Source organism: Corynebacterium hiratae, assembly GCF_009708045.1.
Classification (GTDB): Bacteria; Actinomycetota; Actinomycetes; order Mycobacteriales; family Mycobacteriaceae; genus Corynebacterium; species Corynebacterium hiratae.
In genome coordinates this window covers 95,120-110,598 of the sequence record NZ_VIOG01000005.1, presented here as the reverse complement: position 1 = coordinate 110,598, position 15,479 = coordinate 95,120, and the positions used below count along the sequence as shown (strand labels likewise).

The 15,479-nt window shown below is 61.2% G+C and carries 17 protein-coding genes; 5 read left to right on the top strand and 12 right to left on the bottom strand.

From position 1 onward, the window contains the following. Positions 1–46: 46 nt before the first annotated feature. The 4 genes from FME68_RS05770 to dut all read right to left on the bottom strand — a co-directional run bounded on the left by FME68_RS05770 (position 47) and on the right by dut (position 3,665). The gene (locus FME68_RS05770) at positions 47–1,363 is read right to left on the bottom strand and encodes a class I SAM-dependent RNA methyltransferase (RefSeq protein WP_158396576.1); all 1,317 of its coding nucleotides are present in this window, start codon (positions 1,361–1,363) and stop codon (positions 47–49) included. Then, positions 1,350–2,048, bottom strand: coding sequence for a DUF3159 domain-containing protein (locus FME68_RS05765; RefSeq protein ID WP_118783626.1), 699 nt, complete (start codon positions 2,046–2,048; stop codon positions 1,350–1,352). Before FME68_RS05765 ends, FME68_RS05770 begins: the two co-directional genes overlap by 14 nt. Before the next feature lie 183 nt (positions 2,049–2,231). Then, a complete protein-coding gene (locus FME68_RS05760) occupies positions 2,232–3,149 on the bottom strand; it encodes a DUF3710 domain-containing protein (protein ID WP_158381278.1) in 918 nt (305 codons plus the stop codon). A gap of 39 nt (positions 3,150–3,188) precedes the next feature. Further along, positions 3,189–3,665 (bottom strand): dUTP diphosphatase, encoded by a 477-nt coding sequence (gene dut, locus FME68_RS05755; RefSeq protein WP_175973081.1) that lies wholly within the window; start codon positions 3,663–3,665, stop codon positions 3,189–3,191. 124 nt (positions 3,666–3,789) lie between these two features. Here dut and FME68_RS05750 point away from each other — a divergent pair, with 124 nt between their 5' ends. Then, positions 3,790–4,326: a DUF3093 domain-containing protein gene (locus FME68_RS05750; protein WP_158396574.1), complete on the top strand. Its 537-nt coding sequence runs from the start codon at positions 3,790–3,792 to the stop codon at positions 4,324–4,326. 44 nt (positions 4,327–4,370) lie between these two features. Here the strand turns inward: FME68_RS05750 and FME68_RS05745 are convergent, their stop codons facing one another. Further along, positions 4,371–4,661, bottom strand: a complete 291-nt coding sequence (locus FME68_RS05745; RefSeq protein WP_046648179.1) for a DUF4193 domain-containing protein — start codon at positions 4,659–4,661, stop codon at positions 4,371–4,373. 321 nt (positions 4,662–4,982) lie between these two features. Here FME68_RS05745 and ppgK point away from each other — a divergent pair, with 321 nt between their 5' ends. The 3 genes from ppgK (at position 4,983) to FME68_RS05730 (ending at position 7,889) form a co-directional block, all read left to right on the top strand. Continuing rightward, entirely contained in the window at positions 4,983–5,780 is a 798-nt protein-coding gene (gene ppgK / locus FME68_RS05740) for a polyphosphate--glucose phosphotransferase (RefSeq protein WP_070679690.1), read from the top strand. A gap of 201 nt (positions 5,781–5,981) precedes the next feature. Further along, positions 5,982–7,454: an RNA polymerase sigma factor gene (locus FME68_RS05735; protein ID WP_049157501.1), complete on the top strand. Its 1,473-nt coding sequence runs from the start codon at positions 5,982–5,984 to the stop codon at positions 7,452–7,454. Between the two features lie 108 nt (positions 7,455–7,562). Beyond that, entirely contained in the window at positions 7,563–7,889 is a 327-nt protein-coding gene (locus tag FME68_RS05730; RefSeq protein ID WP_070821292.1) for a hypothetical protein, read from the top strand. A 146-nt stretch (positions 7,890–8,035) separates the two neighbouring features. Here FME68_RS05730 and dhaM read toward each other — a convergent pair whose 3' ends face one another. The 7 genes from dhaM to FME68_RS05695 form a co-directional block, all read right to left on the bottom strand. Next, positions 8,036–8,746, bottom strand: coding sequence for a dihydroxyacetone kinase phosphoryl donor subunit DhaM (gene dhaM, locus FME68_RS05725; protein ID WP_158396572.1), 711 nt, complete (start codon positions 8,744–8,746; stop codon positions 8,036–8,038). 3 nt (positions 8,747–8,749) lie between these two features. Continuing rightward, on the bottom strand, positions 8,750–9,415 hold the full coding sequence (dhaL, locus tag FME68_RS05720) for a dihydroxyacetone kinase subunit DhaL (RefSeq protein WP_158396570.1): 666 nt from the start codon (positions 9,413–9,415) through the stop codon (positions 8,750–8,752). A gap of 10 nt (positions 9,416–9,425) precedes the next feature. After that, positions 9,426–10,427: a dihydroxyacetone kinase subunit DhaK gene (gene dhaK, locus FME68_RS05715; RefSeq protein ID WP_158396665.1), complete on the bottom strand. Its 1,002-nt coding sequence runs from the start codon at positions 10,425–10,427 to the stop codon at positions 9,426–9,428. A 124-nt stretch (positions 10,428–10,551) separates the two neighbouring features. Next, positions 10,552–12,180 (bottom strand): MFS transporter, encoded by a 1,629-nt coding sequence (locus FME68_RS05710; protein WP_158396568.1) that lies wholly within the window; start codon positions 12,178–12,180, stop codon positions 10,552–10,554. Between the two features lie 2 nt (positions 12,181–12,182). Beyond that, entirely contained in the window at positions 12,183–12,629 is a 447-nt protein-coding gene (locus FME68_RS05705) for a DUF2871 domain-containing protein (RefSeq protein ID WP_046648191.1), read from the bottom strand. Between the two features lie 162 nt (positions 12,630–12,791). After that, positions 12,792–14,582 carry a DEAD/DEAH box helicase gene (locus tag FME68_RS05700; protein ID WP_328287734.1) on the bottom strand — a complete coding sequence of 597 codons (1,791 nt, stop codon included), beginning with the start codon at positions 14,580–14,582 and terminating at the stop codon, positions 12,792–12,794. 102 nt (positions 14,583–14,684) lie between these two features. Further along, positions 14,685–14,936: a DUF3039 domain-containing protein gene (locus tag FME68_RS05695; protein ID WP_046648196.1), complete on the bottom strand. Its 252-nt coding sequence runs from the start codon at positions 14,934–14,936 to the stop codon at positions 14,685–14,687. 48 nt (positions 14,937–14,984) lie between these two features. Between FME68_RS05695 and FME68_RS05690 the strand changes: the two genes are divergently transcribed. Beyond that, positions 14,985–15,446 carry a DUF3099 domain-containing protein gene (locus FME68_RS05690; protein WP_141759832.1) on the top strand — a complete coding sequence of 154 codons (462 nt, stop codon included), beginning with the start codon at positions 14,985–14,987 and terminating at the stop codon, positions 15,444–15,446. The last annotated feature ends 33 nt before the right edge of the window (positions 15,447–15,479 follow it).

Below are 15,479 nucleotides of genomic sequence, written 5' to 3'. Positions count from 1 at the left end.
CGCGTCAATCATTGCCCGACCACTCCCGCGGCGCCCCCTGTGCGCCCTAGGCCAGTGGAACCAGGAGAGCCAGGGTTTCAAAGTGATGCGTCCCGGGGAAAGCATTCACCATGGCGAGGTGCTTCGCGCGGTAACCATGCTCCGACCAAGCAGCCAAGTCCCGGGCGAACGTAGCGGGATCGCAACCGATATGCAGGATGCGTTGCGGCTTTGCCGCGGCGACAGCGGCCACCACGTCGTTGCCAGCACCGGTACGCGGCGGATCCAAAATCACCGACGCCGGCTGCGGAAGCTGGCTGGCCACCTGCTCCACCTTGACGGTGCGGAAGTGCACGTCAATGCCTGCGAGCCCCGGCTGCGGCGCCGCTGCTGCGGGCGAATAATCGACGGAATACACGGTTGTGTGCCCGCCCTGGGGTGCGGTGGCCTCTGCGAGCGCGGGAACGAACAGGCCAACGCCGCCATACAGATCCCAGGCCACTGCATGTACAGCGGACTCGTCCGCTGCCTCAGGTTCACCGCCGTTCCCGTGGCCTTCTGCGCCGAGCCACTCGCGTGCAAGGCTGGTGTAAACGTCCGGTGCTCCGACGTGCGCCTGCCAAAAAGCGGTGGGCGGGAAGCGGAACTCGTGGCCGTCGGCACGCTGCACCACATTCTCAGTTGGCGCCTCGATGACCTCTCGAATGGTCTCGATTCGCCGCCCCCGCGGCGCCTTCCGGGTTTCCACGACGTGCCTATTGCCGTCGCTATCCATGACCGCGATTACCTCTGCACCTGGATTAAACGTACGGGCATCAGGCCCCACTAGGCCGTCGACGAGCCCCGGAATCAGCTGGCTGCACGCAACGTCGGTGACGAGCTCCGTGGAGCCACGCTTGCGCAGACCAGCACGGCCCTGCTTGTCGACGCCCAACCGCACCCGCGTACGCCACCCGCGATGCGGTGCCACATCGATGGTCTCGACGTCGGGAGCATCCTCGATGTGAGCCACGCGGCGCAGCTGATCGAGCAAGACTGCGACCTTGATGTCTGGCTCCGCCGCGGGATCGAGCTCAGCGAAGTCACAACAGCCGGCGCCACGCTGCGCGGCCGGGCACGCAGATTCGACACGGTAGGGCCCAGGTTGTACGACGGAACTCAGCGCGGCTTCCACAAAGGACTTCTTCACCTTGGTCGCAGTCACCGTGACATGGTCGCCGGGGAAGGCACCCGAGACGAAGCACACGCGTCCGTCGGGGGCCGCCCCGATTCCGACACCGCCGTGCCCCATATGTTCGATGGTGGTGTCGAATGACTGCCCTTTGCTCAGGCTTCCAGCAGCGGCGCTCTGATCTTTCGCAGAGTTGTGATCAGTCGCGGTCATGGATCTTCTCCTTAGAGTTGTCGCCGCCCTGCGACGTAGTGTCGCCGCCCTGTGCTTCCTCCACGGCGGCATTCGCGCGGCGCACCATCCAGATAGTGAGGAGGGTGACAATACCCGTTAACGGCCAGCCCATGAGAATGCGGACGATACCAAGCGTTGTGGTGGCGTCGGCATCGTAGAGCGCGCGTTGCACCGCAAAACGGGCGATGAACACCGTCGCCCATCCGGCGGTGGCATAGGCATAGGAGCGTCGCGCCCGTGGCACTGTGCGCCACCCCATGTCCTCACCGTTGAGGCCTTTCCATACCACGCCGACAAGCGGCCAGCGCAGAATAATGGAAACGATCGCGACGATGAACAGCACGAGCGACATCCAAATTCCGTAGAGGAAATAGCCTTTGGCATCCCCGGTAAACCACGCGATTCCGGCGCAGATGGCCACGCCCAGCAGACCAGAAAAAGCTGGTTGCAGGGTTTCCTTGCGGGCCAGGCGCCACAGGCTGATAGCCAGCGCCACGCCCAGTGCCGCAACAAGCGCCGGCCCCAACCCCCAGACGTTGTTGACCGGGATGAGAACCAGCACGGGCAGGGTCGCAGACACCAGCCCGGTCAGCCCACCCATCTGGTCGAGCAACGACGGCTCCGGATCAGCTTCTGGCGACACCGTCGCTTGTTCCGCCGCCATGTCGGCGCCAGGATTCGAGGATGGCTCAGGGGCAGGTTCAGTAGCGCGCTCGGCGCTATCGTGGTCATGCGCAGACGCCGGGGTGCGGTAAGGCTCGCGCTCTTCGGGAGTAGGGCTGGTCACGTGCTTAAGGGGTCCTTTTCGGTAGTGCCGGAGGGGTCTGGACCGGCAGGCTGAAGTGCGCTACTTGTTCTCGTTGTCTTCGAGGTCGCGCAACTGCTCGCGGGCCTGGGACTCCGCGGTCTTCTCTGTATCCGTGGCCGTGTCCGCTGCCGCTGCACTATCCGCGCTGTCTGCCTGCGCGGCCTGCTGCTGGCGTTCCTTCAGCGCCTGCTGAACTTGCTCAGCCAGCTGCTGCGGAAGCGTGACAGGCAGGGAGCTGCCTGCCAGGATGGGATCCTCACCGCGGTAGACAAAGGTGCGGGCAACGACTTCGCGCCCTAGCTGCGCCAATTCCTCTTCCTTGCCGGCAGGTGCAGCCAGGGTCAAGCGGTACATCCACCGCGGCCCCTCCACACCGATAATGCGTATGCCGCCTTTCTCGCTGCTGCCAACGATCTCAGAACCCCACGGGCCATCCTCCGGGTGGGCAGCGAAACCATCGGCTTCCAAGCCTTTGATGATGTCCTCCGCAGACTCCGCCCACTGCCCCGGCGTGCGCGGCGCGGCAAAGGCCACTGGGGTCATACGGCCGTGTGGGGTGAGAATGTGGAGCATGCGCGGGCCTTCCTGACCCATCTCCACCTGGACCTGTGAGCCCTTCGGCAGCGGGATGCGCAGTGAGCCCAGATCCAACAGGCCTACGGAGAAGTCCTCAAAGTTAAACTCAGCGATGTCGACATTATCGCCATCGTAGGGACCCATGTCGCCGTTGATGGCATCGTGAGCCACAGCCTTCACGGCTAGAGAAGCCTGAGCATCATCTTCATCCTCACGGACAAGACCAGCGGTTGGCTCGGGAGCGGCCTCAGCGGCGCCATCGTTTGCGTTCTCCGCTGCCGGGTTCACTGTGGTGGTGTCCTCGGCCACGGCCTCGGTAGCCGCCTCTTCCTGGTGGACGGCAGGGTTCTTCTTCTTTTTTCCAAAGGGCCACATCGCCATAGTTTAAGCCTTCCTCATTCCGTGTCTGCTTTGTTGAACTTAGTTAACGCCGGTTGATCCATACCCGCCGTCGCCACGAGCGGTGTCATCAAGTTCCTCGACTTCCTGGAAGCCCACCAGCTCCACGCGTTGGACAATCAACTGCGCGATACGCATTCCCCGCGTGACCTCAAAGGTCTCCTCTGGGTCGTGATTAATGAGGCATACTTTAATCTCACCGCGATACTCGGCGTCAATGGTGCCGGGGGTATTCACGACGGAAATGCCGTGCTTGGCCGCCAGGCCCGAGCGCGGGTGGACCAAGCCTACCGTGCCCATCGGCAGGGCAAGGGCAATGCCCGTACCGACAAGAGCGCGCTCGCCGGGCCGCAAAATAACGTCGTGAGCAGCGTAGAGATCCGCGCCCGCATCGCCGCCGTGAGCGCGATGCGGCATCGGAAGCTCCTTATCAAGGCGCTTGACCTGAATGTCGCCGAAGGGACTAACTGGATCTACGAGAGGGTGTTGCTCATTCACGCGGCCCAGCCTACCTTGTCCCCTCCATCCCCAACCGTCAGGGCCGGAAGCCGCGTCGGCCTGGCAGCCGCGCCTACTCTGCGTGTTGGGCTCTCCCCTTCCCCGACGGCTAGACTCGAAGGTCATGACTTCGAGTTCTTCGTCTGCTTCTCCCTCGGCAACAGCCGCTTCCCCAGTGATCCTCTACCGTGAGCGCCAATGGGTGCCGTGGTACTGGTGGCTGATGGCGGCCTTTGTTGTAGCGATCTCCACCGCCACAGTCAGCCTCAACCGTGGAATCATGTGGGTCATCGTCCCCGCCATCCTGCTCAGTGCCATCGCCGCGTGGGTCCTACTGACATGGTCCAACACGGTGGTGCAGGTGGAACAGGATGCCGACGGCACACGGTGGCTCACCGTCAAGGACGCGCAGCTGCCGAACGATGTTGTCGCCCGCAGTACCGCGGTGCCGGCCACTGCACGCCGCAACGCGCTCGGTCCACAGCTCGATCCGGCTGCCTTCCTCGTCACACACGGCTGGGTACCCGAACACGTCATGCTCGTCCTCGATGACCCCGAAGATCCAACGCCCTACTGGCTCATCGGATCCACCAACCCCGAAAAACTCCTCGCAGCCTTTGTCCCCGAGCAGGCCGCAGCAGCTACAAGGCGCAGCAATTAAGGCTTGAATTAAGGCCTCAGCCACGCCTCGGTGAAACTGGCCTGTTAGGCGCAGTCCATGCAGACTGGCTCGCCGTCCTCTTCATGGTCAAGGCGCTTGTTGGACTGCACCAAGAAACATACAGAGCAGGTGAACTCGTTTTCTTTGCGCGGAACGACGGTGACGTTGAGCTCTTCACCGGTCAGGTCCACTGACGGCGGTTCGAAGGCCTCGACGATTTCTCCATCGTCATCCATGCCATTGTTATCGTTTTCAGCCGCCTTCAGGCCCTCGAGGGAATCGGCCTCGAGGTCGTCTTCAGCGCGGCGACGCGGTGCGTCATAATCCGTGGCCATAATGCTTGCCCCTGTGAGTCAGATCGATAGGTATGTGTATTTATCGACGGCATCCTAAACCAGACTGGCCTCTGTGTCACACTCGCCCCGCCGTGGGGGCACCAAACCCTGCACTATCCTACCCCCTATTACGTCTCCTTCACCCCTGTGACCTGCTGATTCCAGCCCTTTAGCGAGCCGCGAAGATTTCGTCACAATGTGCACCTACCTCCAGCCCAAGGAGCACGTCACGCACCGGACACCGCAGGGCATTACCGACGCTGCCCTTTTCATCGCTGAGATCGTGCCACATCATCGCGCGAGTGCACATAGACTGTCGGTATGACCGCCCATGAATCACAGCACCAGGACACGAAACCGAGCCCGCAGCACGAAGGCCACGCCTTCGGCATCGATGTTGGAGGCTCTGGCATCAAGGGTGCCGAGGTCGACCTCGCAACGGGAGAGTTCGTTGGTGACCGCCTCAAGATTGCTACTCCCCAGCCCGCAACGCCGGACGCCGTCGCCAAGGTGATTGCCCAGATCATCGAAGAGAAGAACTGGGACGGTCCCGTCGGCATTACCATGCCAGCGGTGGTAAAGGACCAGGTAATCCGCAGCGCGGCAAACATTGATAAATCCTGGATCGGCACGGATGCACAGGAATTGTTGAGCTCATACCTCAACGTTCCTTTTACCGTGCTTAACGACGCCGACGCGGCCGGCCTCGCCGAGGTGGCTTATGGCGACGAGATTGCGCGCTCCGGCCCCGTCATTTTCCTCACTTTGGGCACTGGTATTGGTTCCGCTTTCCTGCTAGATGGCCAGCTTTTCCCCAATACGGAGATTGGGCACCTCATCGTTGGCGAGAAGGAGGCGGAGCACCAAGCTTCTTCAGCCGTCAAGGACCGCGAGGGGCTCAAAACCAAGCAGTGGGCGAAGCGCGTCAACCGAGTACTCCACGAGTATGAGGCCCTGTTTAACCCTTCAGCCTTCGTCATCGGCGGAGGAATTTCCCGCAAGTTTGACAAGTGGGGAGAGCACCTCCGCATTGAAACGCCGGTCGTTGCAGCTCAGCTTCGTAATCGCGCCGGTATAGTAGGCGCAGCCATGGCAGCACAAGAAGGTATTCGCCCATAAGGCAACCGGGGCCAGCATTTCCGAGTTGACCCCAGTCACCGCCTAGTGCAAGAAATGATCTATACTGGGCTGTCGATTATCCAATATCCAGCGGCGCGCCTCCCCTGCTCATCTCGGAGGCGGGCTAGCATCGGGGACTAGTCGCGACTAACTTGCGCGTCCCCATAGTTTCCACTCAGAGAGCAAGTCGAAAGGGCGTACGTGGCAGCCACTGATTCTTCAGACCAGGTACTCGGCGCGGGCGAGAGCACCTCCGAGGCATCTGCACCTGCACAGAAGACCGCCAAAAAGACGGCAAAAAAGACCGCTAAGAAAACGGCCAAGAAAACCGCGAAAAAGACCGCCAAAAAGACAGCCAAGAAAACGGCTAAAAAGACGGCCAAGAAGGCAACAAAGAAGACCACCCGCAAGTCTGCACAAAAGGCCACAAAAAAGGCGGCCAAGAAGACTGTGCGTAAGTCAGCAGCCACAAAGGCAACGTCGCCTGAAGCTGCCGAGTCTTCCGAGGATCTCGCCGAGGATCAGACCGACGAGTTGGACGCCGACACCACTGACGATGCCGATATCGATTTCGATCCGGACAACGCCGAGATGGATGATGAAGACGAGTTCGGCGACGACGATGATGACCTCGAGGGCGACGACGCTGATGAGGACGAGGACGATGGTTCCTCGGTCTGGGACGAGGATGAGTCCGCAGCCCTGCGCCAAGCCCGCAAGGATGCGGAGCTGACCGCGTCGGCAGACTCTGTCCGCGCCTACCTGAAGCAAATCGGTAAGGTCGCCCTGCTCAATGCCGAGCAAGAGGTCTCCCTCGCCAAGCGAATCGAGGCTGGCCTCTACGCTCAGTACCGCATGGATGAGATGGAAAAGGCCCGTGCCGAAGGCGACAAGGCCGCCAAGCTTTCCCCCATGGAAAAGCGTGACATGCGTGCCATCGCTCGTGATGGCCGCAAGGCGAAGAACCACCTTCTCGAGGCAAACCTGCGTCTCGTGGTGTCCTTGGCCAAGCGCTACACCGGCCGCGGCATGGCCTTCTTGGATCTCATCCAGGAGGGCAACTTGGGTCTCATCCGCGCTGTTGAGAAGTTTGACTACACCAAGGGCTACAAGTTCTCCACGTATGCCACCTGGTGGATCCGTCAGGCTATTACCCGCGCGATGGCAGACCAAGCACGCACCATCCGCATTCCTGTGCACATGGTCGAGGTCATCAACAAGCTGGGCCGCATCCAGCGAGAGCTGCTGCAGGATTTGGGCCGCGAGCCCACGCCGCTGGAGCTGGCGAAGGAAATGGACATCACCGAGGAAAAGGTGCTGGAAATCCAGCAGTACGCTCGTGAACCCATCTCCTTGGACCAGACCATCGGTGATGAGGGTGACTCCCAGCTGGGTGACTTCATTGAGGACTCCGAGGCCGTCATTGCTGTCGACGCGGTCTCCTTCACCTTGCTGCAAGACCAGCTGCAGGACGTGCTCACGACCCTGTCTGAACGTGAGGCGGGCGTGGTTCGTCTGCGCTTCGGCCTCACCGATGGCATGCCGCGCACTTTAGACGAAATCGGCCAAGTCTATGGTGTCACCCGCGAACGTATTCGCCAGATCGAGTCCAAGACCATGTCCAAGCTGCGCCACCCTTCGCGCTCCCAGGTGCTGCGAGACTATCTCGACTAAGCCCGCGGACACGACAGTGGCGGCGAGGAAATCTTTTCCTCGCCGCCACTTTTCTTTCTGTATGTTCCAGGGCTCTGGGGTTCCTAGCGGCTCTAGGGATTGAGTCCCATGACCACCATCATGGCCATGGGAACGAACGGTGCGATACAACTCCAACAGAATCCGATGATCATCCCGGACACTGTGATGCCGGTTCGCCTATGCTCCGGGCTTCGCCCTGATCCGAGGATGAGCGCCACGATCCCCAGCCCCACCGCGCACCAACCGGTAAAGATCGTCAGCATCGACGACAAGAATCCCACTGCACCCCACAAGAGCGTCAGCACGATGATGACGAGTGGCGGAAGCACCGCCAGCCCCAGTACCCACGGCGCGAGGGGATTCGGCGTGGAAGGGTGTTCTATCGGAGACGTGTACGACCCCGCAGAGGAGTAAGGGGAAGTATTCGGATAAGCCTGTACGTAATCGGGCTGGTTCATGGATTCCCCGCTTTCAAGAGAACTCAACTAGGACGCTGCCTTTTACCCTATTCGAAGGCAGTGGGAGCGTCCTTCCGTACGGGGGACAGTGCCCGCACGCTTCTAACCGTCGAGCCCCAGCTCGATGGCCGTGGCAATCCGGTCGATGACTTCCTTATCGGAGACATCTCCGCTAATGGTCACCGATGCGCCCTGGCAAGCACCGAGCGACATCAGCATCATCGCGGAGTCTGCTTCTACCGCCTCACCGTTATAGGTAAGGACGATATCGCCCTCTGCTTCAGCCGCCATTTCAGCGATCTTGGACGCGGGACGGGCATGTAGTCCTGCTTCATCGGCAATGGTCACAGTCAGCGAGTATCGATGTGGATCTTCCTCTTGGTCTTGCTCGCGCACAGTCCCAAGAGCAGCAGGCTGCTGAGGAGTGAAAGCCTCGATAGCTCGTCTAGCGGCGTCAGCAACTGCCCCCAGATCATCGCCTTGCTGGGCGGCGGTTGCCGCAGCGATAGTGGCCTCGACCAGTGGGGCATCAACGAACAGTGCTTGGTCTTCGTCCAGAAACTCCAGAACCGATTCGACGGTCATCGTTGCCGAACCCAAGTCCGTGAGCACAACAACGCTGAGACCTTGACCTATGGCGTGGCTGATAGCGCCTTCGATGAAGTCATAGGACGTTCCGATACTGCCGTCTTCCAAGCCACCCGCAGGAAGGATGGTGACATCGGCAGCCATCTGGGCGGCGAGCTCAGCCAATCCTTCTGCGAGCTTCGCAGAATGCGAAACGAGAACGAGTCCAACGCGCGGCTGTGCCATGCTCTACGCCCCCTTCCCAGTAGTGTCGGCGGCGTCAGCAGCCGCAGCGAGGAAAAGTGCCGAAGAGGCAGCACCCGGATCCTTGTGTCCGGCAGAGCGCTCGCCCAGGTAGGAAGCGCGTCCCTTAGTCGCAACCATCGGGATAGTAGCGTCCGCGCCGGCTGCGGCCGCGTCGGCAGCCGCGCGCAGGACCTCGGCGGGGCTCTGTGCGGCATCGGCGGCGTCGCGGGCAGCGCGCGCCGCTGGTGCCCAGGCATCGACCATGGTCTTCTCCCCTTCCGTTGCTTTGCCGCGGGTCATGATTCCCTCGAGGGCGGCCTCAATAAGCGCAGCCGTCGTAGAAGCATCAATGTCACCGGTGCCGGCGGCCTTCGCCGCACGCAAGAAGGCGGTGCCCAACAATGGGCCGGAGGCTCCGCCGACGGTGGACATGAGAGTCTTCGCGGTTAGTTTGAGTACATCAGCGACCGTTGAGTCATCCGAAGAGATATCCGCAGCAACCTTGTCGACGACGGCGCGGAAACCACGGTCGACGTTTTCTCCATGGTCGCTATCGCCGATGACACGGTCGAGCTCGATGAGCTCCTCACGGTGTTCACGCGCGGCTTCGGCACAGCTTTTCATCCATTCCTGTGCCCACGCGCTTGAAAGAGTTTCAGAATTCGTCATAGTTAGATTGTTACATTCCTTGGCGTAGTGCGGAGGTGTGGCAGGGAGCGTCGAAAAGCGCGAGGTCCTCGTCGTCCGCTCGCATGACGGTAACAGAGCACCCAGCCATGTCCAGGCTGGTGACGAAGTTACCCACGAGGGAGCGCTCAATGGCGATGCCAGCCTGCTGGAGACGCTGGGCCACGCGGCGGTAGACCACGTACAGCTCAGAGGCCGGGGTGGCGCCCATGCCATTGACGACGACGATGGTGCGCTCCCCCTCGCTCAGCTTAAGATCTGCCAAGACGGGGTCGAGTAGGTGATCAGTAACGTCATCGGCAGAAACCAGTGGAATTTCCTTGCGGCCCGGCTCGCCATGGATACCCACGCCGAGTTCGACTTCGTCTTCCCCAAGGTCGAAGGAGGGCTTGCCCACGTGCGGCACCGTGCAGGCGCTCAGTGCCGCGCCCATGGTCGCGGTATTCTCCACTACCTTCTTAGCCACCGCTGTCACCGCAGCAAGATCATCGCCGCGCTCGGCTGCGGCACCTGCCAGCTTCTCTACCAACAAGGTTCCTGCCACGCCGCGGCGTCCGGCGGTAAACGTAGAATCCTCCACCGCGACATCATCGTCGACGATGACCTGGCTGACCTCAATATCATCGAAGTCAGCCAGCTCGGCTGCCGTATCAAAGTTGAGAACATCGCCGGTATAGTTCTTGACGATGTAAAGAACGCCCGCCCCAGCATGGGCTGCCTCTGTGGCTGCTTGGATTGCATCCGGTGTAGGCGACGTAAACATGGCGCCCGGCACCGCCGCGTCCAGCATGCCGTAGCCAACGAAACCCGCGTGCAAAGGCTCGTGCCCAGAACCACCACCGGAGACAATAGCTACCTTGCCGTGTTCTTTCTTCTGTGCGCGGGCAACAAACAGCGGTTCCGTGTTGCGAGTCACAATGTCACCGTGGGCTAACGCGAAGCCTTCTACTGATTCGGCTACTACGTTGTCCGGCGAGTTGATGAGCTTTTTCATCATCCATCTCCTTAGGTTGTCTTTGGCCTAGAGCACTCTTCTCACAATGCTGCCGAGCCTACCCTTCGCTGCTGGATGTTTCGCTGAAACCGTTGCGCCAACACCGTGGGCTACGCCCCCTTGCTTAGCCCTGCGCTGCTTTGCGGACTTGCAACGCACCAATAACACCGAGCCCTAAGAACGCAACTGCGGTCAGCAATGACCAACGCGCTGCATCACTCATACCGTCGCTGAGTGCTCGGACCAACACGGCAGTCTCCTCTCCGAAGGGACTGGCGGCACCCTGCGCACGCAGCCCAGCGATACTCGACCCAGCCGATTGACGCGCTGCTTCCGCTATTCCTTCCGCAGCCGGACCATCGAAGCCAATGGTATTAAGCGCCTTCGGCAGAGACAGCGCTAGCGAGACGGAAAAGACCGAACCGGAAATCGCGGTTCCCAGGGAAGAACCAATTTGACGAACTGTGCTCTGTGTCGCGGAAGCTTGGCCTGAGTTTTCCACGGGGATGTCACGCAAGACGGTTCCGGTTAACTGCGCAGAAGCGAATCCTAGGCCCACTCCATAGATCACAAGCGGCAGCGCGATGAGCCATCCGCTGGTGTCGGGACCGAGAATTAACGCGAGTATGAGAGCACCGACGACCTCGAGGCTCAGGCCGATGAGTACGGTGCCAGGGGCGCCGAACCGCCCAGCGACGTGGCGTGCGGCTGCACCTGAAATGAAGGCTCCGACGGCCATCGCCGCGAGCACAAGGCCGGCAGACATTACGCTTAAGCCCAACGCATTAATGAGGTATAACGGCAAGACGAAGATGATGGCGAACTCCCCGATGGCTACCGCACCGGCGGTGGTATTTCCCCACGAGAACGTCGGATAGGAAAATAGCCCCAAGTCCAAGAGTGCGGAGCGCTGAACCTTTTCGCGGTGCTTCTCCCAACGGATAAACAAAGTGAATCCGACCGCGGCGATGAGCAGCGCCACCGGCACAGCGGATACCGGCGCGGTGGCAGGCCACGTCCACCCGAACACAGTCAGCTCCGCTTGCGGTGTCCACCAGCCAAGGCTGGGCCCCTCGATGACGGCGAAAACAAGGGCCCCAAAGGCAATCGCGCTCAACTGTGCGCCGTCGACGTCGACTCCAGGGCGAGTCTCTGGGCTGCGGGTTTCCCGGACGGTAAGGACAGCTCCACCGGCCACGATAAGGCCGATGGGGACGTTGACCAGAAAGATCCAGTGCCAAGACACCCACTGAGTAAGCGCGCCGCCGGCTAAAGGGCCTACGGCAGCAGCGCCTGAGATGACGGCGCCCCAGACGCCGAATGCGGCCGCACGATACTTCCCGCGGAATACGGCGTTCACGGTGGACAGGGTGGAGGGCATGATAAAAGCCGCGCCCACTGCCTGCACGGCACGTGCCGAGATGAGAATTCCCGCTGTTTCGGAGAAACCAGCCCACACGCTGCCTGCTACGAATACGGCGAGGCCGAGAAGGAAAGCTCGTTTGCGGCCCCAACTATCCGCGATTTTTCCTGTGGACAGTAGCAGTGCGGCAAGCACCACCGCGTAGAGGCTGTTGACCCACTGTGCCTGGGTAATATCCAGGTTGAGGTCCGTGATGATGGCGGGCAATGCCACGCCGACGATGGTGCCGTCGAGGACGATGAGGCCCAGACCTACCGATAAAACCGCAAGGCTTATCCAGTCACGGCGGGTTGGTGCCACCGTGCTGGATTCTGTTGTAGCCGCGGGCATAGCTAGGCGCTCACAGAAGTTGCGGCGGCAGGGTTAGCGGGCTCGTTCAATGCGCGGCCAAGTGCGACGAGGAAGAGTGCCAGACCCACCGTAATGAAGATGTGTCCGAGGCCGGCGATTCCGGCGATCATCGCGGTCGATTCCTCCCCCAGCACAGTTAAGCTACCGTGCCAGATGAGCATTCCAACGGTAAGCACAACGCCAATGTTGTAGAACCAGAAAAAGGAGTTAAAAAGCTTCTTGTTGCGGGACACGGCGAAGACCTTGTCCACCACAAGGAAGATGAGGAACATCATGAACCCCAGCGCCAAGAGGTGGGTGTGGGCCACTCCTAGCTGGGTGAACTGTCCCTCCGGGAAATCGTTCGCGCGCGTGAACTCGCGGTAGAACACGCCGGCGCTCAACCCCATGACAAGGTAGAAGATGGCTGCTCTATAGAGGGACTGCATTGTGTGTTCCTTCCTAGCCACGCTGCTGTGGCGATTGCGTCGAGGATGGTGATTGGCCTTTAGACCATCTGCTATCCATCCTGCTTCGCGCTCACAGCGTTTCCATCGCGTAGCCGGTTGAGTTTCTCATCAACCAACTAGTTGATAGCGCGGCCGCGCCGGCTACCACTTGCGCAGGTAATCGATGCGCTCCCGCAGCTGCTCGGCGTCGCACAACGCAGTCGGCGGGCCACCGCAGGCCTTGCGGGCTTCTGTGTGGATGGCACCATGCGGGCGCCCGGTGCGTTGGGCGGTAATCGACACCACCGTGTTGAGTTCTTTACGCAGTGCGGAAATCTCATCCACCACACCTGACTGGGAACCGGCGCTGCTTGCCGACGCCTCTGCCCCACGCTTGGGCGCGTGCGGGGTGCCGTAGAGCTTGCGGCGTTGTTCTTCCGCTGCTTCCGCAGCTCGGCGCGCTTTCTCTTCTGCCTCGCGGCGGTCCAGTTCATCGGACTGTTTCTTGCGCAAAAGGTCCTTGACCTGGTCGGCGTCGAGAAGCCCGGGGATGCCGAGGAAATCCTCTTCTTCATCGGTGATGTTGCCCGTGGTGAACTGTGAGCCGTTATAAAGCAGCCCGGAAAACTCTGCCTCCGCTCCGAGGGACTCATAGGAAGGCTCGAGCATGTCCGGTTCGGACTTCTTCTGGTTGGCATCCTCCAGAAGCTCGTCGTCCCAGCCTTCCTTGTCGGGGTTCTTCTCCCCTCCCAGGACGTGGTCGCGCTGCTTTTCCATGTTCTCGGCAAGGCCCAAGAGCACCGGCACGGAGGGCAGGAAGACGGAGGCCGTCTCGCCGGGCATGCGGGAGCGCACGAAACGCCCGATGGCCTGAGCGAAAAACAGCGGGGTCGAGGCAGAGGTGGCGTACACGCCCACGGCGAGGCGGGGAACGTCGACGCCCTCCGACACCATGCGCACGGCCACCATCCACTCGTCGGTGGATTCAGAGAACTCCGCAATGCGCGCGGAGGAGCCTGGATCATCGGAGAGGATGACGGAGACGGGAGTATTGGAGATCTGCTTGAGGATCTTGGCGTAGGCGCGCGCGGTTGTCGTGTCGGTAGCAAGTACCAGACCGCCGGCATCCGGCATGTTGCGGCGCATCTGCATCAGCCGCGTGTGCGCCGCCTGCAAGACGGTGGGGATCCACTCGCCCTTCGGGTCGAGGGCCGTGCGCCAGGCGCGGGCGGTCTGCTCCGGATTGAGGATATCGCCGAGACGGGCCGCATGTTCCTCACCGGCGCTGTCGCGCCAGCGGGATTCGCCGGAGTAGCTGAGGAAGACCACGGGGCGCACGACACCGTCGGCAAGCGCATCGCCATAGCCATACGTGTGATCAGAGCGGGATACGAGGTGGCCTTCCCCGTCCTCCTCATAGCGCACGAAGGGGATCTGCGAGTCATCGGAGCGGAAGGGCGTACCAGTCAGTGCGAGGCGGTGCTCCGCATCATCATAGGCTTCCCGCACGCCATCGCCCCAGCTCTTGGCATCTCCGGCGTGGTGAATCTCATCAAGGATCACCAGGGTGCGCCGCGCTGAGGCAACCGCGCGGTGCTTGTACGGGTGCATGCCCACCTGCGCATAGGTCACCACGACACCGTCCATCGCGGGGTTGACTCCCGAGGAGTTTGTGAACTTGGGGTCAAGCGCTAGCCCTACGCGGGAGGCGGATTCCGACCACTGCACTTTGAGGTGCTCGGTGGGCACCACCACGATGACGCGCTCTACGGTGCGGTCCGCCATGAGCTCTGTGGCTACCCGCAGGGCGAAGGTGGTCTTACCTGCGCCTGGCGTTGCCACCGCCATGAAATCCTTCGGCTTGGTGGCTAGGAACTTATCCAAAGCCGCGCGTTGCCATACGCGCAGCGAACCGTTATTGGCAAATCTCTGTGCTGGAGTCTGAGTAGACACGGTCAGCGACTTTCCCCCTCTAGTTATCCCAACATCCCGCTCTTGTGAAGTTTTTCGTACGCTTCGGTTTACGCCGACGCAGGATGAGCGTCGACGTCAGACTTAACGGCGGCGCAAGCTCTTATATATGCGCTCGCAGTCTGGGCACACGGGTGAGCCGGGCTTCGCTTGCTTGGTCACCGGGAAGGTCTCTCCACACAGGGCAACGACGTACTTGCCGTTGACCGCGGAATCGAGGATCTGGTTCTTCTTCACGTAGTGGAAGAACTTCGGGGTGTCGTCGTTGGTCGACGTATCCTCGCGGACATCAGGGCGTTCAATAGTCTTAGTCGTCGTACTCACGCCCCCTATCATGCCGCATCGGTATCGAAGTTGGCGAGTCCTGCAGCTACGCTAGTAGGCATGACCCCTTCGAACTCGCGCGATAACCCCCGCCATACCCCACGTTCAGGGCAGCGGCGCGGGCGCGGATTCGGCCGCGAGACGCACCTCATCACGACTGCCAAGCTCGCCCCCGGTCAAGACCGGCATCGCCGCGAGATCATCTACTCAATACTGCAGTTTTTGCGCGTTCCATCCCTCCTGATAGCCGGGGCCATGGTTTATGTTTGGCAGTGGTGGATCCCCGCTGCCCTCGTCGTGGCCGTCACCTTCCCACTGCCCTGGATCGCTGTGGTCATTGGCAATGGTCGGGGTCAAAAGAAAGACAAGCGCGAGAAGGCTGTTTATAAGCCCGCTATGGCCCGGCAAATGGCGCAGGCCCAGCGCGAGCAACTGACAAGCCGGTCCCATGGAGCGCTTCCCGGCGCGCCGTCATCACACGACGATACGGCGAAGCAAAACACCATCGACCACGAAGACTAGACATTTACCGTTTACCTCCCGAAGCAATGTAAG